Source organism: Flavobacteriales bacterium (genome assembly GCA_016779935.1).
GTDB lineage: Bacteria > Bacteroidota > Bacteroidia > Flavobacteriales > UBA7312.
This window is the reverse complement of record JADHMQ010000001.1, coordinates 360,613-385,176: the sequence shown is the minus strand read 5'-3', so window position 1 is coordinate 385,176 and position 24,564 is coordinate 360,613. Positions and strand designations below refer to the sequence as shown.

Genomic DNA, 24,564 nt, shown 5'->3' with positions numbered 1-24,564 from the left:
GCTAGAATTTTCTTTCCATTCTTTTGTGCTTGAAATAAGTAATGTTCACTGTCTATGTGTTGAAATGTTTTTAAAGTTTCAACACCTTCAAACCATTCTTTTTCTAGTGTGCTTAAATCAAAATCCATGAAGTCGTTATTAAGCAAACGACTGTGTTTTTCAACGAGTTTATCATAGCTTTCTTTAAAGTCTGCTGAAGAAATATCACCAACTCTAAGTCCATTTCTACCCGTTTTATCCATATAGGTTGGCCCTATTCCTTTAAGAGTTGAACCAATTTTACTTTTACCTTTTGCTTTTTCTGAAGCTGCATCTAATATTTTGTGTGTTGGTAAAATAAGGTGAGCTTTTTTGGAAATAAGCAATTTCGAGACTAAATCGATATCCATCTTATTTAGTGCGTCAATTTCTTTTTTAAAGATAATAGGATCAATAACTACACCATTTCCAACTATATTAATGGCATTTTCTCTGAAAATTCCAGAAGGAATGGTATGCAATACGTGTTTAATACCATTAAATTCTAGCGTATGGCCAGCATTTGGTCCTCCTTGAAAACGTGCAATTATATCATAGTCGTTTGTTAATACATCTACAATTTTACCTTTTCCTTCATCGCCCCATTGAAGGCCTAACAATACATCTACGGACATTTATTTTTATTTTTTTGATTGACATTTTTCGCAAATACCATATAAGTTAAGAGAATGGTTATTTACCTCAAATTTTAACAAGTCTTGAACAGTATTTTTAATATTCTGAATTCTTGGGTCACAAAACTCTGTGACTGAATTACATTTAGAACATATGATATGGTCATGTTGACCACTGATTAATGATTTTTCGTATTGGGATTGGTTTTTACCAAACTGATGTTTTCTAACCAATTTACAATCCATTAAAAGCTCAATAGTATTGTAAAGGGTAGCTCTACTTACTCTGTACTTTTTATTTTTCATCTTTATATAAAGGGTTTCTATATCAAAATGTCCTTTGTGATCGTAAATTTCTTGAAGTATAGCAAAGCGTTCAGGAGTTTTACGTTGACCGTTTTTCTCAAGATATTGAGTGAAAATTTCTAGAACTGAAGATGTCGATAATGCTTTAGACATTTTGTGCTAAATGTTAAGCGTAAAAATAACTTTTTTTTGAGAAGAAAGATTAGTAATTTATTAACAGTTTTTAAAGGCGAACTACCGACTCCACACCTTCAATATTTTCTAATTTGTTAATAAGATTTTCTAAATGCACTTTATTGATAACTAATACGGATATACGACCGTCAAAAACACCGTCATTTGATTTGATGTTTATTGACGAAATATTTACATTCATTTCATTAGATATAAGTTTGGTAATTTTACTTACCAATCCTATTTGATCGTATCCACTTATTTTCAATACTGATGAATATTCAAGGTTCTCAACTGTTGCCCATTTGGCTGGTATTATTCTATATGCGTATCTAGATTGTAGCTGTATCGCATTTGGGCAGTTTACATTATGGACTTTTAAACCGTCGTTGATTGTAGTAAAACCAAATATTTCATCCCCTTGAATTGAGGAACAGCATTTAGCAAGTTTATAGTCTAGCACCTGTTGATCATCACCGAAAATAACAGTAGGTTTATTTTTAGGTATTTTGATTTTTTCCTCAGACTTTGATGCGTCCTTACTGTAAATACGTCTTTTAAGTAATCCATACCAACCCTGATTTTTAGTATTTACATAGGAGCGAATATGTTTATTGTTCAACGCACCAACACCAAACATATAATACATGTCAAGACTATTTTTCAGATTGAAATATTTCAACATTTCATTTTCTGTGTTGTGGTCTAAAGTAACCTTGATATGTCTTAACTTACGCTTAAGAATTTCTTTTCCTTCTGAAGCTATTTTCTTTTTCTCTTCTTTAAGAGCATTTTTTATTTTGGATTTTGCTCTAGAGGTTTTTACGAATGATAGCCAATCTTCTTTAGGGCTTTGTTTGTTTGAAGTAATAATTTCGACCTGATCACCACTTTTAAGTGAGTGAGAGAAGGGTACAAGTTTACCATTAACTTTTGCACCTAGACATCTGCTGCCAACTTCTGTATGAATTTCATATGCAAAATCTATTGGTGTAGCGTCTTTTGGTAATGTTTTAAGGTCTCCATTTGGAGTGAAAATGAATATTTCTTCCGAAAACAAATTCATTTTAAAGTCATCTACAAAATCAATGGCATTGGCATTTGGACTTTCTAGTAATTCTCTTATACGATTTATCCAATTATCAAGATTTGATTCCTTTGAGCTATTTTTATATTTCCAGTGGGCAGCAAAGCCTTTTTCGGCTATATCGTCCATTCGTTCTGTACGAATTTGTACTTCTACCCATTTTCCATTTGGCCCCATTACAGTAGTATGCAATGACTCATATCCATTTGCTTTAGGTGTAGATATCCAATCTCTTAATCGGTCAGGGTTAGGTCTATAGAAATCAGTGACTATTGAATAAATTCTCCAACAATCGGATTTTTCATTTTCCTTATTAGATTTAACAATTATTCTAATGGCAAATTTGTCAAAAACTTCCTCGAATTCAACACCTTGCTTAATCATTTTACTACGAATAGAAAAGATGGATTTAGGCCTACCTTTTATACTGTAATTAAAACTCTGATTATTTAGTTCTTCCTTAATGGGTTGAACAAACTTATTGATATATCTTACTCTAGCAGCTTTACTCTGTGCAAGTTTTTCAGAGATTGCCTTATAAATTTCGGATTTAGTATACTTTAGCCCTAAATCTTCAAGTTCAGTTTTAATAGCGTATAGCCCTAATCTATGTGCAAGTGGAGCGTATAAGTATAGTGTTTCTGATGCAATTTTTAATTGTTTATGCTTTGGCATTGAAGAAAGTGTTCGCATATTGTGCAAACGATCTGCTAACTTTATTAGAATAACCCTGATATCATCAGAGAGAGTAAGAAGCATCTTTCTGAAGTTCTCTGCCTGCATAGAAACGTTTTGGTCGTATACTTCAGATATCTTAGTAAGACCATCGATGATTCGCGCAACTTTAGAATCAAATAATCTTTCAATATCTTCAAGGGTGTAGTCTGTATCTTCAACAACATCATGTAGAAGAGAACAGATAATAGAAGTAGTGCTAAGACCAATTTCTTTAGCTGCAATTCTAGCTACATCAATCGGATGGTAGATGTATGGCTCACCAGATTTTCTACGCATATCCTTATGAGCTTCAACAGCAATGTTAAAGGCTTTACGTATTTTCTTTTTATCTTCTTTAGTGGTTTTATCACTGCAGTCTCTTAGTAACCCTCTATATCTATTAAGGATTTCTTTTCTTTCTATATCAACGTTTATCGACTGCACTATATTTTTTTATTGGATTAATAAGTTGGAAGGACTTTGGTTTTTACTTCATCGAAACCAATCCTTACACCATCTTTCTCACAATATGCTTTCATGACTACTGTATCACCATCATTAATGAACTTACGTTCACTTCCATCAGGCATTTCTATTGGTTTAGTACCTTTCCATGATAGCTCTAGCATTGAACCATAAGCACTTTCATCATTTCCAGAAATAGTACCAGAAGCCATCATATCTCCGGCGTGAATATCACAACCGTTTATAGTATGGTGAGCCAATTGTTGATTCATATTCCAATACATGTACTTATAATTCGATTTAGATACTGTATGTGGTTCAAAATTATCGGAACCAATTTGTACTTCCAAATTGATGTCTATGTTTTTATTGCCTGAAAATTTAAGATAGGGTAATACTTCTGGCTCTTGCTTTTCACCTTCACATCTAAAGGGTTCTAAGGCATCTAGAGTTACTATCCATGGAGAAATAGAGGAGGCAAAGTTTTTTGCTAAAAAGGGTCCAAGCGGAACATACTCCCATTTTTGAATATCTCGAGCAGACCAATCATTAAAGATAACCATTCCAAAAATGTAATCCTCTGCTTCAGAAATGTCAATGTGTTGACCTAGAGGTTTTCCTTCACCAGTAATAAAGGCCATCTCAAGCTCAAAATCTAACAGTTTACAAGGTCCAAATACGGGGCTTTCTGCACCTACTGGCATCTGCTGACCTTTAGGTCTATGAATGCTTTGTCCTGAAAGAATTATTGAAGATGCTCTTCCGTGGTATCCCACAGGGATATGAAGCCAATTTGGCAACAATGCGTTATCAGGATCTCTAAACATGCATCCCACATTATAAGCGTGTTGTCTTGAAGAGTAAAAATCAGTGTAATCACCGACCTTTACTGGCATTTGCATTGTCACCTCATTTATATCAGAAAGAGAGCTTTCTATTTTTGATTTATAGCTTTCATCCTGAAAAATAACAGAAAGTTGATTTCTAACTGCACGCCAAGTTTCTTTATCCTTTTTTAAAAAAGAGTTCAAAAATTCACTTTTGAAAAGGTTTTCATCTAAAATAGCATTAAATAAATCTAGTTCAAATAATTTTGAGAGATTTATCACTGTATCTCCGATTCGACTTACAGCAACACTTTCATTATTTATACTAGCTACTCCAAAAGGAATATTTTGAATAGGAAAATCACTACCATTAGGTACTGAAATCCATGATTTTAAGAGGGGATTATTGGCTTCAATCATAGTTTTTTGTTTTATGTTAAGCAAAGATAAATAAACAAATCAAACCAATTATCAACTTTTCAAAAACCTACTAACTATATTTGCATTGTGAGATATGTTGTAGTTTTCTTGTTCATTGCAAAATTCTGTTTTGGTCAACAAGCAGATAGTACTAAAGCTTTTCGATATGCTTTAGGTACTGAAATCGTAATGTATTCTGCTACCATGTATGCTTTAAATGATTTATGGTATAAAGATTACCCCAGAAGTAGTTTTCATTGGTACAATGACAATTCAAATTGGTTACAAATGGATAAGATTGGACATGCAACTACTGCATATAGTGTTGGACTTCAAGGAAGAGATTTAATGTTGTGGGCTGGAGTTCCTAAGAAAAAAGCCTTGTGGTTTGGGGGGCTTTATGGTTCTTTTTTCTTGACAACTATAGAAATACTAGATGGTTTTTCAGAAGAATGGGGCGCCTCATGGGGAGATTTAGTTGCGAATACTACTGGTACGTTGCTGTTTATTGGACAGGAATTACTTTTCAATGAGCAAAAAGTTCAATTGAAATATTCTTTTGCACCCTCAGAATATGCTAAGCAAAATCCAAATTTACTAGGTGAAAACTTTCTTCAACAATCTATAAAAGATTATAATGGTCAGGTATACTGGTTGTCGTTTAACATCAATAGCTTTAGGCAAACTACTGTTCCAGATTGGTTAAATGTTACTATTGGTTATGGAGCTGATGGTATGCTAAATGGTAATGTTGATGAAGTAAACACAAAACGAGAGTTTTATTTAAGTCTTGATGTTAATTTAAGAAAGATTAAAACTAAATCAGGCTTTTTAGGTAAAACACTGAAAATATTGAGCTTTATTAAAGTGCCTATGCCTGCTTTTAAATTTTCTAAAGAGAAAATTTATTTTTACCTAATTCACTATGGACAATAACATAAAGGTAGGAGATTATGTTGACTTCCTTGATAGTCAGGGTGGTGGAGAGGTTATTTCTGTACATAACCAAAATGCAATAATTTTAACTAAAGATGGCTTTGAGGAAGAGCATCTTCTGACTAAGCTGGTTAAAGTTAATTATGACCTTAATAAAACCCTAAAATCGACGCATATCCCTAACGGATTTAAAAAAGTCAGTATAAAAACTGACAAGAATTCCATTTTTAAATCAAAAAGTAAATTGATTTGGGAGATTGACATTCATATTGAAAATTTAGTAGATAATTATTATCATTTGAGTAATTATGAAATTGTTAACTACCAATTAGAAAAGTGTGAAGAAATACTACACAAAGCACTTCAGTCAAAAATACATAAACTTGTTATTATTCATGGAAAAGGGCAGGGGGTATTAAGGAGAGAAGTACATCATTTATTATATTCATTCCGTTTAGATTTTAAAGACTCTGATTATTTAAAATATTCTGGTGGGGCAACAGATGTATTTTTTAGATAAAAAAAGGGGCTAACAATATGTCAACCCCTTTTCAGAACTTAGAACCTAATATAAATAGCCTAATTATTAATTAACCTAAATTCAGTTCGTCTATTTACAGAATGCTCGCGCTCAGTACATGAAACTCCATAAGAACATCTGTTTTTTAACCTCTTTTCACCATAGCCGTTTGCAACTAATAAACTAGAGTTAATTTTTCTTTGTTGAAGATAGTTAACAACAGCTTGTGCTCTTCTTTCTGAGAGTAATTGATTTGACTCGTCTGTTCCTCTTGAATCTGTATGTGAAGCAATCTCAAGTTTAGCTGTTGGATTATTTGCTAAAATTGGTAATAATTTAGTGTCGATAATGTTTTTTGCCTCTTGTGTTAATACATAACTATTTAAGTTCCAGTTTATAGGAAGGACTTGATACTCCACAAGACTACAATCAACCTCTTTCCAACTTGTTAATCCACCTTTTTTGATAATACTTCTCTAGTTACAGTGATGTATTCAGCTGGAACAACTTCTTCAATTGTTTTTGCATCTTGAACTTTAACTGTTCTAGTAATAGTAGAGTATTCAGCAGGAATAATCTCTTCTACAACTCTTGCTGGCTCAGTGATTACTTTTCTTGTATAGTTAGATTTTTGTTCATTAGTAGGTGTTCTCTTAATAGTTGCATTTTGATTTAATCTTTTTGTATTTACGGTTTTATACTCAGCTGGGTAGCCTTTGTAGCACCAGTATTTACAATCATCTGGATTGTTTGATTCACAATCAGGATTTGAAGCGCCCATTTCCCATTGTGCATATTTTGGTTTTATTTCAATCGTCTCCGAATCATCATAAAAAGTTGCTGGGGTTACAGTTAGATTAGAGGCACCTTCTTTTTTGATGTAATCAACAGTTTCTTTACCCCATTTTGCAGGAATAACTCTCAGCTTTTTTTCTTCTGATTTGACTAAAACTTTTTCAGTTCTTTTTTCAAATTTAGCAGGTATCGTTTTGATGATTTTGTAAGAAGGTTTAACTTGAACTTTTACTTCTTCATTTACATAAACATCTGGTGTTGTACATCTGACATAACACTTTCCAGCTTCTGGATTTTCAGGTAAATCTTGCGAGAAAGAACTAATGGCATATAACACCATTAATCCTAATAGTAGAATCTTTTTCATGCTTTAAATAAGTTAATTAATAGTGAGGCAAATATACTATAACTTTGTCAAGTTATATTATTTTTTTGATTCATTAATAATTAATTCTGAGAGTTGTTCTACGCCAATATTACCTTTAATGGCATTAACTAAAATGTTTTTATCTTTATCTAGTAAATACACCTTTGGAGTACCATTAATATCATACAATTGCTTTATGTATGGAAATGGCGTTACATATGGGTCATTATCTCTGTTGTACTCACCATCAACAAAAGTTCTAAATTCAGCAACATTTATCCAATCGCCTATATCATATGTGTCAATGAAGTCCACCCATTTTTCTCTATCTAACTCTACACATACAGCCATTACTGAAATACTAATTCCATCTTCAAGCCATTCATCATAGTTTTGTTTGATAACAGGGATTTCTTTTTTACAATGTCCACAGTCTGGATCATAAAAAATGATCATAGTTAAATCCGTTGGAAACTGGTACATATTATGAATCACCTCAGAGGAGTCTCTTAGCACTAAATTAGGAGCCTTAGAGCCTATCATAAGCGGCTCAATAGTTTCAGCTCTATCGACTATTTTAAACATTTGGGCTTCATCAATCCAATCCACTTCATTGGTGGCATAATGTTTTTTTACTAGATGAACAAAGACCTTTTCAAGTCCCATAATTTTAGATCGCTCGTACTTAGAGGTAAGGTAAGAAACTAAATACCTAAACACTTTAGGGTTTGCTTTTGACTTGCTAATCAAGTAGTCACAAGAAACAATTAAAGAATCGGGCATTTTAGCTGTTAGATTTTCCAAATATGTATTGATTTTACTATGAAATACAGGTGTTCTTAACATTCTGTCATCCGAAAAATCGAGATTGTCAAAAAAGTGTGATTTATAGTAATTAAACTGATAGGTACTATCAATACTACCATCACTATTAACTGGAGGTTCTGGAATGTCAATTTCTTTACTTGCGAGTAATATTTTTGAAAATAATATATCTGGATTTTCTTTAGTAAAGTTTTCTTGAAAGTCCATTACAATTGAACTCATTGATTCAATTTGAGTGTCAATGCTTTTCTTCTCATTTTCCGTTGCTGATTCTTTTTTATCCTGTAGATCTTTTAAGGCACTTTGTTTTTCAGATATAAACTGCATATATCCATAGAATTTTTCATTTTCAATGGAGTTGGTAAATTTCATATTACCTATTAGATTATCTATCGAAGTTGAAAAAGAAAATTCATCTTCAGTAATTACCATTTCAAAGTAGTTGCCATCAGGAAGAACGACCATGTACATACCGTGGTCTAAGGCTTCCTCACCTTCAAAAACAAATTTGCCATTATCATCAATTTCAGCAGTATCCTTAGCATATTGTTTATCGCCATAATAGTACGCTAGCATACAAGTGGAATCATTCAAGCCGACTACTTGACCATCATATTTAAAACCCTGAGAATAGATGCTAAAAAATGGTAGCAATGTGAAAAGTAGTAAAAGTGTGTTTTTATTCATTTTGCAAAAATAAGAGTTTAAACATTAACTTACATAACGTGTAATCAACAATTCTATTTTTTTTGTTTGCTATTTTTTTTGAGGTAAGCATCTACAGATACAGTAGTTATAATGAGTAAACCACCAATATAAAATGATAAATTCATGTTTTCTGACTCACCAAAAATAAGTAGTGCTAATAGCACACTATATACTGGTTCTAAATTCACAGCCATAATAACGTTGTAAGGAGATAAAAACTTCATTACTTCAACACTTATTACAAAAGCAAAACTTGTGCAAATACCGCCTAAAATAATCAGGTATAAAATATCTTTAGAGCTAATATTAAGGTCACTGAAAGCTATATTGTTTGAAAATAAAAGGTAGACTGATATTATTAAAAAACCGCCTAACATTTCAATAAGTGTAATTTTTTCAGAACTTACCTTATTGACATAAAGAGCATTCAAAATGGTAAATAATGTAGCGAGAAAAGCAGCTATTACACCATAAACAAAACCCAATACATAGGAGAAATCAGCATTTAATGCTAACCCTATTGCAAAAAGAACAACGATGCTTAAAATCAATTCTCTAAATTGTATTTTTCGCTTGAGAATCAGAGGCTCTAAAAATGAGGAGAATAAAGAGGATGTACCCATGCAAACTACGGCAACAGACACATTAGAAACTTTTATGCTCTCAAAGAAAAATAACCAATGAGCAGCAACAACGAAGCCTATTCCAAGTATTTGAATAAAATTATTTTTTGATATCTTAAAATTTGATGTGAAATAAATGTAAGCTAGAAGAAAAACAAATGCAATAAGCATTCTGTACCACACCAACACTGTTGACCCACAATCAATTAATTTACCTAGAACACCAGTAAAGCCAAGTAGAATGACAATAAAGTGCATCGATAATAAACTGTTTTTATGAATGAAATCCCTCAAATTTTTCTAATTTTAACATGCAAATCAAACCGTTTGTTTTTAATAATACAAGTTAAATAATCATGATAGCAATAGTTTCTCCAGCAAAATCCTTAGATTTTAAAAGTTCTACACCTACTTCTAAGTATAGTCAAGCTGAGTTTTTGGATAAAAGTCAAGAGCTTGTTGATGTTCTAAGAACATATTCACCATCTCAATTATCAAAATTGATGAAGATAAGTTTAGATCTAGGGACATTAAACTGTGAGAGGTATCAAGAATGGAATAGACCATTTAATGTAGAAAATGCTAAACAATCAATTTTTGCATTTACTGGTGATGTATATAAAGGCTTGGATGCAATAAGCATGTCAGAAAAGAATTTAGAATTCTGTCAAAAACAATTTAGAATATTATCTGGACTATTCGGAATGCTTAAACCTTTAGATTTAATGCAAGCTTACAGGCTTGAAATGGGTACCAGAATGCAATTTAGTGATGCACATGATAATCTATATTCATTTTGGAAGGAAACCCTTACTAATAAGCTAAATAACGAGTTAAAAGAAAGTAAATCTACATATGTTTTGAATTTAGCATCTAACGAATACTCAAAAGCTATCAATTTTAAAAATATAAATGCTGAAGTCATTTCGCCTATTTTTAAAGATTGGAAGAATGGAGAGTATAAGATTATAAGTTTTTATGCTAAAAAAGCCAGAGGACTTATGGGGCGTTATTTCATTGATAATGAATTGTCAAGTCCTGAAGACTTAAAAGGCTTTGATTATGAAGGATATACTTATGACTCCAATTTATCAAATGATAAACCTTTCACTTTTACAAGAAGGCAATAGTGTTTATGCATTTAATACGGTAGGAAAACTGATGTAATTACCTAAAATTAGCTTTTGAAACATCACAAATATTGTTAATAACTTTTTCTAGAAGGACTATCTTTGAAAAAATTACATTCTTCTCTAGCCATTTATAAATTGTCATAATTAAGCATTCATCATATGCTAAATAAATGTTTATCTATTTAAAATAATTTAACCTTATTTAAAGGTTTTTAATTAATGTAAATAATTGATTTATAGTTCTTTATGTTATTAAATATATAATTTAAAGTTTTTTAGAATTTCACAACTTTTTAACACAAGAATATGAAAAAGTAATGGCTTTATCTTTCATTTTCAAAAGTTCTAAACTGCATCAAATCTATAGCTCTCAAAAATGTGATTTTTATTGTCAATAATTAATAATGTTTTTTTTACCCGAAAAGAGAAGAGAGATATAATTTTTTATAAATTGTACTCGACAAAGAAATATATTAATCATTAATTAAAATTTTATAATTATGGCATTTTCGCACACTAATACTAAAGGTCAAACTTATTTTTTAAACTCTAAAGATGTAACTTTAAAGTCAACAGGTAGAGTTCAAACAATCTATTATTTCTCAAAAGACGAGCGTAGTACTGGTTTAGACGCAGTTCCTGCAGGAAAGAAGGTTGTAGAAAATTCAAAAACTGGACTTCCTTTCCTAAAGAAAGCGTAGTTTAAACTATATATCTAATAAATAAGAGCCTCTTCATGTGAAGGGGCTTTTTTTTATTTAATGCTTTTTATAATACTCTAGAAATAAAAAAGGTTAGTTTTGCAAACTCATTAATTAACCTATTTAACACTTTGAAAAGTTTCTCAGAATTAGGACTTTCTAAATCATTATTGCAAGTTCTACCTGAACTTGGTTTTGAAACTCCCTCACCTATACAAGAACAATCTATTCCTTTACTTAATGAAAAACCACAAGACTTCATTGGTTTAGCACAAACTGGTACAGGTAAAACAGCCGCGTTTGGTTTACCACTACTTGATCGGGTAAATCCAGATCAAAAAGATACACAAGCTCTAATCTTAGCTCCAACTAGAGAATTAGGTCAGCAAATAGCTGGTCAATTAGAAATTTTCGCAAAGTATCTGCCAAATATTACTATTCAATCTGTTTATGGTGGTGCTTCTATTGTTGTTCAAATGAAGGACATCAAACGAAAAACGCCACAAATTGTAATTGCTACACCAGGTAGATTATTAGATTTAATGAGAAGAAAAGTGTTAGACTTAAGCACCATTAGATTTGTAGTTCTTGACGAAGCAGATGAAATGCTTAATATGGGATTCAAAGAAGATTTGGATGATATTTTAGCTTACACTGGAGATACTAAAAATACATGGTTATTTTCGGCCACAATGCCTAAAGAAATAAGACATATTGTAAAAAGTTATATGTCTAATCCAGTAGAAGTAAAGGTATCTACTGGAAACCAAGTAAATGAAAATATAGAACACCAGTATGCTGTTGTGAAGTCTTCAGACAAATTTGAAGGTTTAAAAAGAGTTTTAGACGTCGAAGAAGGTTTTAGAGGAGTAATATTCTGCCGTACTAGAATTAAAACTCAGCAATTAGCCGATGATTTAAATAAAAGCGGCTATCAATCAGAAGCACTGCATGGCGATTTATCGCAAGCGCAGAGGGACAGGGTAATGAAGAGATTTAAAAATCACACTCTTCAGGTACTTGTAGCCACTGATGTTGCAGCTCGAGGTATTGATGTGAACGACTTAACACACGTTATCCATTATGCACTACCTGATGACCCTTCATATTATACACACAGAAGTGGCCGAACTGCTAGAGCTGGTAAAAAAGGAATTTCCTTGTCACTATTAACCAATAGAGATATGAGGAAGCTAGATAATTTAGAGAAAAGTCTAAAACTGAAAATTGATAAAATAAGCATTCCATCAGTTGATGACATTTTAAATATTCGTTTAACTAATTGGGCAAAACGTATCACTGAATTGCCAGTAAAAAAGGAGCTTAATGGTAAACTCCTTACAGAAATACAAATGTTACTTGGCTCTATGAGTTTTGAAGAACTTGTAGAGAAGTTAGTCTCTCAAGAAATAGATGGCTTAAACTATAATAATAGTCGTAAAAACCTTAACGAAAGCGAAAGAGCTTCCAAACGTTCAAGTAAGGACTCGAAACGAAGTGATAAGGGTAGAGAGGATAGAAGAGACCGTTCTAAATCTGACTTCAAACGCAAAGACGATATAAAAGGTAAAAAATCATCAAAAAAAGGAACACGATTTTTTATTAATGTTGGTAAAATGGATGGAGTTAGTAAATCAGATATGATTGACTTTATTGCAGATACAGCCAAAATTCGTAAATCAGACTTAGGTAACGTTGACCTTCAAAAAAACTGTAGCTTTTTTGAAGTCGATAGTCGTCATTCTAAAAATATCTCAAACAGTTTTAGAGGTATTTATATAGATGGAAGAGAATTAAGAGTTAATAGAGATTCAAAATAAAATATGCAATCAATAAGAAACATAGCAATTATTGCTCATGTTGACCATGGTAAAACTACGCTAGTCGATAAGATAATTCAATCGTGCGAAATATTAGACAGTAGAAAAGATACAGTTGAACTTATACTAGATAATAACGATTTAGAAAGAGAAAGAGGAATTACAATTCTGTCTAAAAACGTTTCTGTAACTTATAAAGATGTAAAAATAAACATTATTGATACTCCAGGTCACGCCGATTTTGGCGGAGAAGTAGAACGTGTATTAAAAATGGCAGATGGTGTACTTCTATTAGTTGATGCTTTTGAAGGCCCAATGCCGCAAACACGATTTGTTTTAGGAAAAGCTATCGAACTTGGATTAAAACCTATTGTTGTTGTCAATAAAGTAGACAAAGAAAATTGTACTCCTGATATTGTCAATGAAGCAGTTTTTGAGTTGATGTTTAACCTAGAAGCTGAAGAAGATCAATTAGACTTCACTACTATTTATGGTTCGTCTAAGATGGGATGGATGAATACCGATTGGAAAAATCCAAATGACAACATATTTCCTCTTTTAGATGCCATTCTAGAAAATATACCTGAAGCTCCTTATAATGAAGGAACTCCTCAAATGCAGATTACTTCTCTTGATTATTCTTCATTCAAAGGACGTATTGCTATTGGTAGAGTTTTTAGAGGTGACTTAAGTACTGGCAAAGACTACCTGCTTTGCAAAAAAGGAAACCAAAAGAAAGTCCGTATAAAAGAATTATTTGTTTTTAGTGGATTAGGTAGGGAGCAAGTACAAACTGTTCGTAGTGGCGATTTATGTGCTATAATAGGCTTAGATGATTTTGAGATTGGTGATACACTTGCTGATTTAGAAAACCCTGAAGCCATGTCACGAATAAAAGTGGATGAACCAACCATGAGTATGTTGTTTACCATTAACAATTCTCCATTTTTTGGAAAAGAAGGAAAATTTGTCACTTCAAGACACCTGAGAGATAGACTTTATAAAGAAACTGAAAAGAACTTGGCACTAAAGGTTGAGGCTACCGATACTGAAGATAAATTTAATGTATATGGAAGAGGTATACTTCACTTATCAGTATTAATAGAAACAATGAGGAGAGAAGGCTATGAACTTCAAGTCGGAAAGCCTCAGGTTATCATTAAAGAAATAGATGGGCAAAAGCATGAGCCATTTGAAACATTAGTGATTGACGTTCCAGAAAACTTTTCTGGAAAAGCAATAGAACTTGTTACTCAACGAAAAGGTGACCTCTTGGTTATGGAACCAAAAGGCGATTTACAACATTTGGAATTTGATATACCTTCAAGAGGTTTAATCGGATTAAGAAATAATATGCTGACCTCTACTTCAGGTCAAGCTGTAATGACTCACCGATTTAGAGAATACAAACCTTACAAAGGGGAAATTCCTTCAAGGTTAAAGGGTTCTTTAATTTCTTCAGAACAAGGTCCAGCTACTCCTTTTGCATTAAATAGATTACAAGATAGAGGGCGATTCTTTGTAGCTCCTGCTGATGTAATATACAAAGGACAAGTAATTGGAGAACACTCGAGAGATAACGACTTAGAAGTTAACCTAGTAAAAGGAAAGCAATTGACTAATATGCGAAAATCAGGAACTGATGACGCTATGAAAATTGCTCCTAAAATTCAATTTTCACTAGAAGAAGCAATGGAATACATTGCTGAAGATGAATACTTGGAGGTTACACCAGAAAGTTTGAGAATGAGAAAGATTTAATTTCAAAACTCAACACTCTTTATTCTTTAGTTATCTTTGAATTATGAGAATAGCAGTAATAGGAGGAGGCGCAGCAGGTTTTATGGCTGCTATTTCAGCAAAACATTCTTCCCCTATATCTGAGGTATTATTATTCGAAAAATCTAACAAGCTATTATCAAAAGTAAAGATTTCAGGTGGTGGAAGGTGCAATGTCACCAATGCCTGTTTTAGTATTTCAGAATTATCAAAAAATTACCCTAGAGGAGGAGCTTTTCTCAAGAAGTCTTTTCCCTATTTTTTTACTAAAGATACTATCGAGTGGTTTGAGGATAGAGGCGTTCAGTTAAAAGCTGAAAATGATAACAGAATGTTTCCCATTACTGATAATTCACAGACGATTATTGATTGTTTATTAAATGAATGTAAAAAAGTAGGTGTAGAAATTAAACTAAAAAAAACTTTAAATAAAATCACAAAAACTGATGCTTGCTTTAATCTAGAAATTAACGATGAAATCATCAAAGTTGATAGAGTAATAATTGCCACTGGAGGAAGTCCAAAAAAACAAGGATTTGATTGGTTGTCCGAATTAGGAATATCAATCGTTGATCCCGTACCTTCATTATTCACTTTCAATATGCCTAGTGAAAAGATAAAGGATTTAATGGGGGTAGTTGCGCACAACACCTCAGTAAGCATTCAAGGTGTAAAGCAAAAACAATATGGTCCATTATTAATTACACATTGGGGAATGAGTGGACCAGCAATACTAAAAGCATCAGCATGGTATGCTAGAGAGTTAGAGTCTAAAAGCTATAATTTCAAGATTAATATTAATTGGTCTAACCTTTCAGAACAAGAATATATTTCAATTCTCTCTGAGAATAAAAACAGTAATAGAACCATTTCTAATAAAAACCCCTTTGATTTACCTAATAGGTTATGGAGATTTTTACTAGAAAAAGTAAATATTCCCACTGATTCTACTTGGAATAACATATCTAAAAAAGCGACTAATAGACTATTAAATGCCTTACTTAATGACTCATATGAAGTAAAGGGTAAAACAACCTTCAAAGAGGAATTTGTAACCTGTGGAGGAGTATCGCTAGATGAAGTTAATCCAAAAACATTAGAAAGTAAATTATATGATGGATTATATTTTTGTGGTGAAGTACTAAATATAGACGGTATTACAGGGGGATTTAATTTTCAAGCAGCATGGACAACCGGTTTTTTAGCTGGTAAAAACAGTGTACAATGAACTATTTATCAGTAGAAAATTTAGGCAAAAACTATGGTGAACGCATTCTTTTTGAATCTCTAACTTTTGGACTTAGCCAAGGTGATAAAATGGCCCTTATTGCAAATAATGGAACAGGGAAATCTAGTTTACTTAAAATAATAGCATCTGAAGACATCGCAGATGAAGGTAGTGTATCTCTAAGAAAAGGCATAAGAACAGGTTATTTAGCACAAGAACCTAACTTTGACAACTCGCTTACTATTGATGAATTACTAACACAAAGCCAAACAAATACTAATCAACTAATACAAGAATACGAACAAGCTTTAGAAGATTTTTCAAATAATAAATTACTGAACAGCAATACTTTAGAGGATTTAACTGCTAAAATGGATAATGCAAATGCATGGGATTACGAAAGAAGAATAAAACAAATCCTATCAAAATTCAACATCAATAATCTTTCACAAAAAGTGGGTGATTTATCAGGTGGACAGAAAAAACGTTTATCTCTAGCATTGTTATTGCTTGATGAGCCTGAATTACTTTTACTTGATGAACCTACCAACCATTTAGATGTTGATATGATAGAGTGGCTAGAAAAATATCTTCAGCAACAGAAAATCACCCTATTAATGGTTACTCATGATAGGTATTTCCTTGATAGAGTTTGTAACCATATACTAGAGATGGAAGATGGAAAATTATACCATCATACAGGTAATTATGCTTATTTCTTAGAAAAACGTGCTGAACGAGAAGCGGTTTACAACACTGAATTATCAAAAGCTAATAAGTTGATGAAAAAAGAGCTAGAGTGGATGAGAAGGTCTCCAAAAGCTCGTACAACCAAATCTAAATCACGTATAACCAATTTCGAGACTATAAAAGAAAAGGCTACCAATAAGAAAGTGAAACAAGAGCTGAACTTAGAAATCAAGATGAGTAGAATAGGGGGCAAGATACTTGAGCTAAAGAAGATATATAAATCCTACGATAAAATTGATATTCTAAAAGGCTTTGATTACACATTTAAAAGAGGAGAGAGGATAGGCATTGTCGGTAAAAATGGAGTAGGGAAATCTACATTTCTAAATATACTAACTGGAAATGAAACAGTAGATTCCGGAAAAGTAAATGTTGGTGAAACTATTGTATATGGTTATTTTACTCAAAAAGGCATACAGTTGAAAGAGGATAGAAGGGTAATAGACTCACTTAAAGATATTGCTGAAGTTATTATTATGGCTGACGGCAAAAAAATAACAGCTTCTCAAATGCTTACCCACTTTATGTTTCCGCCAAAAACACAACACACCTTTGTATCCAAGCTAAGTGGTGGAGAAAAAAGAAGACTATATCTTCTTATGGTACTCATGAAAAATCCAAACTTTTTAATCCTTGATGAGCCTACAAACGATTTAGATTTATTGACACTAAATGAACTCGAAGAGTTTTTATTACAATTTGCAGGCTGTCTTATTATCGTATCTCATGACAGATACTTTATGGATAAACTCACCGACCATCTTTTTGTCTTTAAGGGAAATGGCGAAATTAAAGATGAGTATTGTAGTTATAGTGAGTATAGAGAAAAGCAAATCTTAGAAGAAAAACTCACTAAAGAACAAAAAGTAAAAGCTCCAGAAGAAAAGACAGTTGAAAAAAAGACCAATAAAGTAAGCTATAAAGACAAGTTTGAGTACGAACAGCTAGAGAAAGATATTGAAATATTGGAAAAACAAAAGCAAGAACTTGAAAATGAATTGCAAAAAGAAGGCTTGACTTTCGATGATATCAACACTAAAAGTGAAGAACTGGGAAAGATTATCCAAACACTTGACGATAAGACCTTAAGATGGCTTGAGCTAGATGAATTAATGTAAAGGTATTTTCAAAGTGTTTTGAAGTCCTACAGCCATGTTTTTGGCACTATATTTAGCTTTTTCTGCTACTTCACCTTTGAACAAATCGTTTATAGTGTTTTCCCATAAAAACAACCACCTCTGAAAATATTCTGCTTTTAAGGGTTCATTTTTATTGACATAAAAGTGTTTCAGCATTGGATTCCCCTTGTAAGAGACATCACCAAATAATACCGTTTGCCAAAAGGAATACATGCGAGGTAAATGATAATCCCAATTCACTCTTTGGATTTCTGTAAAGATATATCCAATCATGTCATCACTTACAACTTTTTGGTAAAATGAATCTACTAATTGTTTGATATCCTCATATGTTTTAATATTTCTCATTCGCTTTAATCTAATATTAATAGACAGATAGAGTCATCAATACCAACAACAGAATGCAATTCTTCTTTTGGAATATCTACTTTTTCTAAACTATTTAATGTAATATCCTTATGTGAAGTTTTGTACTCAACTTTACCCTTTAAAACTCTCAGAATTGCTAAATCATTAGTACTAGGAATTTTATGCTCTTTTAACTCAACACCTTTTGAAAGTTCTATAAGGATTACTTTAGAATTTTCTTTTTTCCAAAGAAGGTTAGTAACAGGTTTTGCCATTACTCTATGCCACTAAAAAAGCATAAAAAATAAATAAAATAGATAAAATTACTGAAGAAGTGAAAATACTAACTACCCACTTTAATGGTGATTGAGCAATAGCTGCTGCATTAGCACCCATTGCAAAAAAAGCTACGATAGCTACAGGAATAAAAAAGGCACTTTGATTCAACTCAAATAGATAGTAAATAGCAATAGATGCTAGTGCTGTTCCAAATGTGATGGTAAACATCATAATGGAAAATCTATAGAATTCCATTTCTTTCCAGAATTGAGAATCGTTATATTTTTCAATTAAACTCATACGTTTTTAAATATTTAGTTAACTTTACGATATCAAAATTCTGACTTAAAGCGTACTTATTATATGATTTAGGTCATAAAACTTATTAGCCATGATATCAAGCGACTTACTTATAAGGTACAACGCTCGTTTAAAAGAATACAAAGAAGGAGACTTTCTTTTTAGACAAAACGATATTCCTAGATATTATTTTCAATTGGATAAAGGTGAAGTCAAAGTTTGCAATACAAACTCATTTGGAAAAGAGTTTATACAATCCATTTTTTCAGAAGGAAGAGGAGTAGGAGAATCGGCCCTATTAGGAGAATATAAATACCCTGCAAATTGTATAGCTCTTGAAGAAAGTAAAGTTTGGTTACTTCCCAAAAAGGGTTTTTTATCCTTATTAGAGGAAAACATGAATGTACATTTTGAAGTATCTAAAGCCATTTCAAAACACTTGCACTATAAAGCAGTTATATCATCAGAAATATCTATTGAAAACCCAGAGCATAAAATAATTGCACTTATTGATTACCTGAAGAATGATATTTATAAAATACATGAACCATTTGAATATAAAGTAAGGTTAAGCAGGCAGCAATTGGCAGACTTAATAGGTCTAAGAGTAGAAACAGTAATTAGAACTATTAAAAAGCTTGAAGCTCAGAATAAAATCAAATTAATTAAACACAAAATTTTTAGATGAAATTAGTCCGAATTTTTACTTTTGTTGATTATAATTAAAACCCTTTAAAACATGAAAAAACACTACTATTTGCTGATTTTACTTTCTGTTATTGCATTTCTCATTGCGTGTAAAGTCAATCCTTTTACTGGAAAAAGCAACTTGAATATGTACCAATCTAGTGAACAATTATTTCCCATGGCATTTCAAGAATACGATAAGTTTATTTCAGAAAATACCGTAATAAAAAATACTAAGGAAAGTCAAATGATTACAACGGTAGGACAAAAAATTGCTAATGCCGCTGATAAATGGCTAAAAGCAAATGGATACCCCGATTATTTAAAAGATTACAAATGGGAATACAACCTAGTAGAAGATGAAAATGTAAACGCATGGTGTATGCCTGGAGGAAAAATCGTTTTTTACACTGGTATTTTACCGATTACACAGTCAGAAACAGGTATTGCTGTAGTTATGGGACATGAAGTAGCTCATGCTTTGGCTGATCATGGAGCTCAGCGAATGAGTGCCGGAACTGTTCAACAAGCTGTAGCAATTGCAGGAAATGTAGCATTAAGTGAAAAAGACGCTGAACGAGAAACGTTTAATTCTTTGTATGGAATTGGAACCACTTTAGGTGTTATGTTACCATTTAGCAGAAGTCACGAAACAGAAGCTGATAAAATTGGATTAAACATTATGGCAATTGCTGGATATAATCCTGACGAAGCTGCGAAGTTATGGGTAAGAATGAAATCAGCACACGGAAGTTCTACGCCAGAGTTTTTGAGTAAACATCCATCAAACGATACGAGAATTAAAAATCTTACTAAATGGGCTCTAGAGGCTAAAGCTGAGGCAAAGAAATTTGGAGTAACAACTTTTAAGTAAAAACAATTATAATCTTTTTCAAAACATTCTTTTATTAACGATAATTAATATTATGTTAAGTAGACATAATGAAAGTAAAGGAAGTATTTAGTACTTCCTTTTTTTCTTCTACTCTATTTTAGTTTATCACTTACTGTTTTATAACCATCATCATTACCATTTCTGTAGTATAATTCCTTTAAGACTAAAAGTATATTTCTATCGTCTGGTTCTAAAGAATAACATTTCTCAATGTACGGTAAGCCTTTCAGCATAGTATCATCGGCTTTCTTTTTCTCTATCTCGTATTTTTTATAATCTTGAATTTCATTAGCTTTTTTAAGCATATCACCACCTTTATTGTAGTACATTACGCCTAAATTGTATAAAGCATCGTAAAAGTCTGGTTTAATATTTACAGCTTCTTTGTAAGCATTTTCCGCTTTCTCAAAGTTTCCTAAATTATCGTAACTACTTCCCAATGCAAAAAACAACTGGTGATTGTTTGGATCTTCTTCAACAGCTAAAGTTAAAAGCTCTTCAGCTTTAGAAAAATCCTCTTGTCCTAGATAATAATTTAATTCAGCGATAATTAGATTTACATCCGTATCAAAAAATTCTCTTCCAGTTTTAAGTATTTCTAAGGCCTCATCTTGTTTTCCTTCCTCAACTAGAATATTTGAATAATATGAGTAAATCTGAGGGTCTTGATAATTTACATCAATTAATTTCTGTAAATACTCTTTAGATGCACTGTTATTCTTTTCAGCATATGATACATAGAACAAGTTTAACCAAATACTCTCTTTAGTTACATTGCTTCTTTGTAAGTTTTCTTCTGATAATGGTAATAAATCAAAAATCTTATTAAAAATCTTTTTAGATGCGTCAAAATTCTTTTTGTTGTACATCTCAACGCCTTTATTAAATAACCCTACTCCTGCTTTTGTAATGTTATTAGTCAATTCGTCCTCATCGAACCATTTCTTAGCTTTTGGATGGTTATATACAACTTCCCAGCTTTCGGCACATTTTAAAATTGCCATATCATCAAGAGCCTTAAACTTTTCATTGGAATATACCTCAAAATATATCTTTCCTCTATAATTATGCATCTTAACGTCATTGGCTGTACTGGAATTTTCAGCAGCTAATTCTATATAGTTAACAGCTTCTTCAATATTTTCTTTTTCAAGAGCACGAAATGCATTTTGAACATTATTTTTCTGAGCAAATACATTTACGCTAGAAAAAACTAATAGTGCTACAAATAAATTATTTAAACCTTTCATATCTAGTTATTATTTAATTTTCATTTCAACTACTTTACCAAATTTCTCTAATTTATCTTTTAGAGCATATTTGTTACCTACAACTACTACAACATGATTTTCTTCATCTAAGTATTTATTAGCTAAAGATTTTATGTCTGAAGTTGTTAAACTATTAAGAATAGTTTTCTGTCTTTTTGTGTAGTCCCTATCAAGTCCATAACGTTGAATTCTGGCAAGAAATCTAGTTTTCTGAAAAGCGGTTTCATATTTCAAGGCATCAGAGTTTGTTAGTGAACTTTTGGTGAATTCTAATTCTTCATCACTAATTTCTTCATTTAAATACTTATTTAACTCATAATAAATCTCTGTAAGCGCACTGTCCGTTGCTTCTGACCTTACAGAGGCATTAATGAAAAACATACCGTCTGTATCGTTCCCACTAAATCCTGAACGAATTCCATAGGTAAAACCCTTGTCTTCTCTTAAATTTAGGTTAAGTCTACTACTAAATGTGCCCCCAAGCAGGAAGTTCATAATATTTGCACGGTAATACTCTCCTTCAACATCGTATTTTAAACCTTTATGAGCAAGAGTAATTATAGATTGAGGGCCTGGTTTATGAACTAAATAGATAGTTTTACCTTCTATTGGCTCCATTGAAAGGTTCTTATTAATACTTACATCACTTCTCTCCCATTTATTTAGGAATTGTAAACGTGGCATAATCTCTTCCTTAGTTAAGTCACCAACAACTACAACACTAGCTAATGAAGCATTGTATTGTTTTTTATAAAACTCTTCAATTTCAGAAAGTTTAATTTTTTCAACACCTTTTACAGAAGGCATTACCCCTCTAATTGTATTTCCATACATTAATTCCGCTAATGCTTGACTAGACATATTTCTAGCTGACTTTTTATCATTATTGATAGATTCTTTCAGTTGCTTTTTATTACGCTCGAAGTCTTCTTCACTAAAGGCTGGGTTAAATAGTTTTTCTTCTAGTAATTTAACGGTTTCGTCGATATTACTTACTAAACTAGAAATAAATATAGACGAAGTTCTATCTGATGAGTTAAAGGAAATAGAACTTCCTAATTCATCTAACTTTGAGCTCATCTCCTCAGTAGTGTAATTTTTAGTACTTTCATTTAACATCATTGCTGTTAAGTCTGAAATACCTGCTTTTTTAGTGTTTTCTATAAGTAAATCACCTCCTTCAAGAGTGATTAAAATATTAACTTTTGGCACTTCTTTATTCTCTGCACCAATTACTGGAATTGAACCCCCTCCTTCAGAAGCCATTTTATTGATGTTCGTTTCATAATATATTGGAATTGAAACTGACTTAGCAGCTGAAGGTGTTGGTCTTACTGACCTATCAAATGAATCTGTTGGTTTATTGTAAGTAAGCCCTTCATATTGTGGATCCTTTTTGAAAGGAACATGTGCGAATGGATTAATGCTTTGTACAGAGTCTTCTGAGAATGGAGGTAATGGAAAATAATCAATACCTACAGATTTTTTATTCTTAATGTATTTTAAATAAACCTTTTTTACTTCCTCTAAAGTAACGTTTTCATATCTTTCAATTTCTTTGCCAAAGTTGTATGGCTCATCAAGTAAATATGACCACATTGTCAATTGACCAGCTTTTCCGGCAACACTTGAAAGGCCATCTATAATAGCGGAACGCATTGTAGATTTAAACCTGTCTAGAGCCTCTTGTGTAATGTATGATTCAAAGTTATTGACTAATTCACTCACTTTATTTTCAGTTTCTGCAAACGTAAAGTCTGGATAAGAAACTACTTGAATAGAAAACTCTCCAGAAAGTTCATAACATGGGTGACTTACAGATGCTTGAACGGCTTTTTCTGTTTTAACAAACTCTTTGTAAAATAAAGAGTTATTTCCTCCACCGATCATGTCAGCTAATGCATCTAATGCAGGCTCGTCTTTGTGGTAATTTCCAACTGTTGGATAAACAAAGGCTGCAAGAGGAAAATAGATTCTATCAGCAAACTTTCTATATTTATTTTGTGGAAGATTTACTCTAGGTACTCTTAGCTTTCTTACTTCTTGCCCTCTAGGAATTGGTCCGAAGTATTTATTAGCCATGTTAACTACATCACTGGTTTTTACATCACCAGCAACCACTAGATATGCATTATTAGGTCCGTACCAACGTTTGAAGAAATCTTTTAATTCTTCAACTGTTACTCTATCTAGGTCGTCTACATAACCAATAATTGGCCATGAATAAGGGTGACCATCAGGATATAACGTTTGTCCCATAACTTCGTAAAGCATTCCATAAGGAACATTTACCTGATTCTGCATTTTTTCATTCTTTACAGCATTTCTTTGATTTTCAAATTTCTTTTGAGTTACAGCTTCCAGTAAGAATCCCATTCTATCAGCTTCAAGCCATAATGCAGTTTCTAACTGATTACTGGGTAATGTTTCAAAATAGTTTGTTCTATCTCTGTTGGTTGTGCCATTCATTGTACCACCAATTTCTGAGATGATTTTGAAGTGTTCATCATCACCTACATTTTCAGAACCCTGAAACATCATATGCTCAAAAAAGTGGGCGAAACCTGTCATACCAATTTGCTCTCTGTTCGAACCTACATGATATGTAACTTCAACATGAACCATTGGATCTGAATTGTCCTCATGAACAATAATAGTAAGACCATTGTCTAATTGCCAAACCTCATAAGCAATATCATAATCATTTTGAGGTTCAATTTTATGCAATAATGTTTGAGAGAAAGCAAAATTAACACTCACTGATAGAGCAGCGAAAACTAAAAGGAAATTTTTCATTTTGAATATTTGATT

21 protein-coding genes and 1 pseudogene are annotated in these 24,564 nt (G+C 32.1%); 10 read left to right on the top strand and 12 right to left on the bottom strand.

Features of this window, described 5'->3' with window-relative positions; translation table 11 throughout:
- The 4 genes from ISP73_01825 to fahA form a co-directional block, all read right to left on the bottom strand.
- The coding region (locus ISP73_01825) for an adenylosuccinate synthetase (protein ID MBL6657322.1) at positions 1 to 653 on the bottom strand (653 nt) is incomplete at its 3' end.
- 6 nt (positions 654 to 659) lie between these two features.
- Entirely contained in the window at positions 660 to 1,112 is a 453-nt protein-coding gene (locus ISP73_01820; GenBank protein MBL6657321.1) for a transcriptional repressor, read from the bottom strand.
- A 70-nt stretch (positions 1,113 to 1,182) separates the two neighbouring features.
- Positions 1,183 to 3,381: a bifunctional (p)ppGpp synthetase/guanosine-3',5'-bis(diphosphate) 3'-pyrophosphohydrolase gene (locus ISP73_01815; protein ID MBL6657320.1), complete on the bottom strand. Its 2,199-nt coding sequence runs from the start codon at positions 3,379 to 3,381 to the stop codon at positions 1,183 to 1,185.
- A gap of 17 nt (positions 3,382 to 3,398) precedes the next feature.
- Positions 3,399 to 4,649 carry a fumarylacetoacetase gene (gene fahA / locus ISP73_01810; protein MBL6657319.1) on the bottom strand — a complete coding sequence of 417 codons (1,251 nt, stop codon included), beginning with the start codon at positions 4,647 to 4,649 and terminating at the stop codon, positions 3,399 to 3,401.
- A gap of 87 nt (positions 4,650 to 4,736) precedes the next feature.
- Here fahA and ISP73_01805 point away from each other — a divergent pair, with 87 nt between their 5' ends.
- Together ISP73_01805 and ISP73_01800 are read left to right on the top strand one after the other, a co-directional pair.
- Entirely contained in the window at positions 4,737 to 5,585 is an 849-nt protein-coding gene (locus ISP73_01805) for a DUF2279 domain-containing protein (protein MBL6657318.1), read from the top strand.
- On the top strand, positions 5,575 to 6,105 hold the full coding sequence (locus ISP73_01800) for a Smr/MutS family protein (protein MBL6657317.1): 531 nt from the start codon (positions 5,575 to 5,577) through the stop codon (positions 6,103 to 6,105). Before ISP73_01805 ends, ISP73_01800 begins: the two co-directional genes overlap by 11 nt.
- Positions 6,106 to 6,164: 59 nt before the next feature.
- Here ISP73_01800 and ISP73_01795 read toward each other — a convergent pair.
- The 3 genes and pseudogenes from ISP73_01795 to ISP73_01785 form a co-directional block, all read right to left on the bottom strand.
- Positions 6,165 to 7,267, bottom strand: a pseudogene (locus ISP73_01795) (OmpA family protein).
- 57 nt (positions 7,268 to 7,324) lie between these two features.
- Positions 7,325 to 8,779: a DUF5106 domain-containing protein gene (locus ISP73_01790; GenBank protein MBL6657316.1), complete on the bottom strand. Its 1,455-nt coding sequence runs from the start codon at positions 8,777 to 8,779 to the stop codon at positions 7,325 to 7,327.
- Between the two features lie 53 nt (positions 8,780 to 8,832).
- Positions 8,833 to 9,681, bottom strand: a complete 849-nt coding sequence (locus ISP73_01785) for a DMT family transporter (protein ID MBL6657315.1) — start codon at positions 9,679 to 9,681, stop codon at positions 8,833 to 8,835.
- 98 nt (positions 9,682 to 9,779) lie between these two features.
- Here ISP73_01785 and yaaA point away from each other — a divergent pair, with 98 nt between their 5' ends.
- From yaaA to ISP73_01755, 6 genes are all read left to right on the top strand, one after another.
- Positions 9,780 to 10,553 carry a peroxide stress protein YaaA gene (yaaA, locus tag ISP73_01780; protein MBL6657314.1) on the top strand — a complete coding sequence of 258 codons (774 nt, stop codon included), beginning with the start codon at positions 9,780 to 9,782 and terminating at the stop codon, positions 10,551 to 10,553.
- Positions 10,554 to 11,056: 503 nt separating this feature from the next.
- Positions 11,057 to 11,257 (top strand): hypothetical protein, encoded by a 201-nt coding sequence (locus ISP73_01775; GenBank protein ID MBL6657313.1) that lies wholly within the window; start codon positions 11,057 to 11,059, stop codon positions 11,255 to 11,257.
- A gap of 131 nt (positions 11,258 to 11,388) precedes the next feature.
- Positions 11,389 to 13,077 carry a DEAD/DEAH box helicase gene (locus ISP73_01770; GenBank protein MBL6657312.1) on the top strand — a complete coding sequence of 563 codons (1,689 nt, stop codon included), beginning with the start codon at positions 11,389 to 11,391 and terminating at the stop codon, positions 13,075 to 13,077.
- A 3-nt stretch (positions 13,078 to 13,080) separates the two neighbouring features.
- Complete coding sequence (typA, locus tag ISP73_01765) at positions 13,081 to 14,838, top strand: translational GTPase TypA (protein MBL6657311.1); 1,758 nt, start codon at positions 13,081 to 13,083, stop codon at positions 14,836 to 14,838.
- Between the two features lie 43 nt (positions 14,839 to 14,881).
- Positions 14,882 to 16,084: an NAD(P)/FAD-dependent oxidoreductase gene (locus tag ISP73_01760; GenBank protein MBL6657310.1), complete on the top strand. Its 1,203-nt coding sequence runs from the start codon at positions 14,882 to 14,884 to the stop codon at positions 16,082 to 16,084.
- Complete coding sequence (locus ISP73_01755) at positions 16,081 to 17,952, top strand: ABC-F family ATP-binding cassette domain-containing protein (protein MBL6657309.1); 1,872 nt, start codon at positions 16,081 to 16,083, stop codon at positions 17,950 to 17,952. Before ISP73_01760 ends, ISP73_01755 begins: the two co-directional genes overlap by 4 nt.
- Here ISP73_01755 and ISP73_01750 read toward each other — a convergent pair.
- Genes ISP73_01750 through ISP73_01740 form a run of 3 tightly spaced genes read right to left on the bottom strand, consistent with a single transcriptional unit; the run spans position 17,944 to position 18,900 of the window.
- A complete protein-coding gene (locus ISP73_01750; protein ID MBL6657308.1) occupies positions 17,944 to 18,321 on the bottom strand; it encodes a group III truncated hemoglobin in 378 nt (125 codons plus the stop codon). The two genes, ISP73_01755 and ISP73_01750, sit on opposite strands and share 9 nt — an antisense overlap.
- A 5-nt stretch (positions 18,322 to 18,326) precedes the next feature.
- A complete protein-coding gene (locus tag ISP73_01745; protein MBL6657307.1) occupies positions 18,327 to 18,596 on the bottom strand; it encodes a hypothetical protein in 270 nt (89 codons plus the stop codon).
- A 4-nt stretch (positions 18,597 to 18,600) separates the two neighbouring features.
- Positions 18,601 to 18,900 (bottom strand): hypothetical protein, encoded by a 300-nt coding sequence (locus tag ISP73_01740; GenBank protein ID MBL6657306.1) that lies wholly within the window; start codon positions 18,898 to 18,900, stop codon positions 18,601 to 18,603.
- A gap of 91 nt (positions 18,901 to 18,991) precedes the next feature.
- On the opposite strand from ISP73_01740, the gene ISP73_01735 reads away from it, so the two are divergent.
- Both ISP73_01735 and ISP73_01730 read left to right on the top strand, forming a co-directional pair.
- Positions 18,992 to 19,588 carry a Crp/Fnr family transcriptional regulator gene (locus ISP73_01735; protein MBL6657305.1) on the top strand — a complete coding sequence of 199 codons (597 nt, stop codon included), beginning with the start codon at positions 18,992 to 18,994 and terminating at the stop codon, positions 19,586 to 19,588.
- A gap of 51 nt (positions 19,589 to 19,639) precedes the next feature.
- Positions 19,640 to 20,461, top strand: a complete 822-nt coding sequence (locus ISP73_01730; GenBank protein MBL6657304.1) for a M48 family metallopeptidase — start codon at positions 19,640 to 19,642, stop codon at positions 20,459 to 20,461.
- Positions 20,462 to 20,574: 113 nt separating this feature from the next.
- Here ISP73_01730 and ISP73_01725 read toward each other — a convergent pair whose 3' ends face one another.
- Both ISP73_01725 and ISP73_01720 read right to left on the bottom strand, forming a co-directional pair.
- The gene (locus ISP73_01725) at positions 20,575 to 21,732 is read right to left on the bottom strand and encodes a tetratricopeptide repeat protein (GenBank protein MBL6657303.1); all 1,158 of its coding nucleotides are present in this window, start codon (positions 21,730 to 21,732) and stop codon (positions 20,575 to 20,577) included.
- Between the two features lie 9 nt (positions 21,733 to 21,741).
- Entirely contained in the window at positions 21,742 to 24,549 is a 2,808-nt protein-coding gene (locus ISP73_01720; protein MBL6657302.1) for an insulinase family protein, read from the bottom strand.
- Between the last annotated feature and the right edge of the window lie 15 nt (positions 24,550 to 24,564).

Excerpts from the sequence above, each read along its gene's own strand:
- ISP73_01820 (MBL6657321.1), bottom strand. The coding sequence starts at position 1,112 with ATGTCTAAAGCATTATCGACATCTTCAGTTCTAGAAATTTTCACTCAA.
- fahA (MBL6657319.1), bottom strand. The coding sequence starts at position 4,649 with ATGATTGAAGCCAATAATCCCCTCTTAAAATCATGGATTTCAGTACCT.
- ISP73_01800 (MBL6657317.1), top strand. The coding sequence starts at position 5,575 with ATGGACAATAACATAAAGGTAGGAGATTATGTTGACTTCCTTGATAGT.
- ISP73_01790 (MBL6657316.1), bottom strand. The coding sequence starts at position 8,779 with ATGAATAAAAACACACTTTTACTACTTTTCACATTGCTACCATTTTTT.
- ISP73_01785 (MBL6657315.1), bottom strand. The coding sequence starts at position 9,681 with ATGCACTTTATTGTCATTCTACTTGGCTTTACTGGTGTTCTAGGTAAA.
- yaaA (MBL6657314.1), top strand. The coding sequence starts at position 9,780 with ATGATAGCAATAGTTTCTCCAGCAAAATCCTTAGATTTTAAAAGTTCT.
- ISP73_01775 (MBL6657313.1), top strand. The coding sequence starts at position 11,057 with ATGGCATTTTCGCACACTAATACTAAAGGTCAAACTTATTTTTTAAAC.
- typA (MBL6657311.1), top strand. The coding sequence starts at position 13,081 with ATGCAATCAATAAGAAACATAGCAATTATTGCTCATGTTGACCATGGT.
- ISP73_01760 (MBL6657310.1), top strand. The coding sequence starts at position 14,882 with ATGAGAATAGCAGTAATAGGAGGAGGCGCAGCAGGTTTTATGGCTGCT.
- ISP73_01755 (MBL6657309.1), top strand. The coding sequence starts at position 16,081 with ATGAACTATTTATCAGTAGAAAATTTAGGCAAAAACTATGGTGAACGC.
- ISP73_01750 (MBL6657308.1), bottom strand. The coding sequence starts at position 18,321 with ATGAGAAATATTAAAACATATGAGGATATCAAACAATTAGTAGATTCA.
- ISP73_01745 (MBL6657307.1), bottom strand. The coding sequence starts at position 18,596 with ATGGCAAAACCTGTTACTAACCTTCTTTGGAAAAAAGAAAATTCTAAA.
- ISP73_01740 (MBL6657306.1), bottom strand. The coding sequence starts at position 18,900 with ATGAGTTTAATTGAAAAATATAACGATTCTCAATTCTGGAAAGAAATG.
- ISP73_01735 (MBL6657305.1), top strand. The coding sequence starts at position 18,992 with ATGATATCAAGCGACTTACTTATAAGGTACAACGCTCGTTTAAAAGAA.
- ISP73_01730 (MBL6657304.1), top strand. The coding sequence starts at position 19,640 with ATGAAAAAACACTACTATTTGCTGATTTTACTTTCTGTTATTGCATTT.
- ISP73_01725 (MBL6657303.1), bottom strand. The coding sequence starts at position 21,732 with ATGAAAGGTTTAAATAATTTATTTGTAGCACTATTAGTTTTTTCTAGC.
- ISP73_01720 (MBL6657302.1), bottom strand. The coding sequence starts at position 24,549 with ATGAAAAATTTCCTTTTAGTTTTCGCTGCTCTATCAGTGAGTGTTAAT.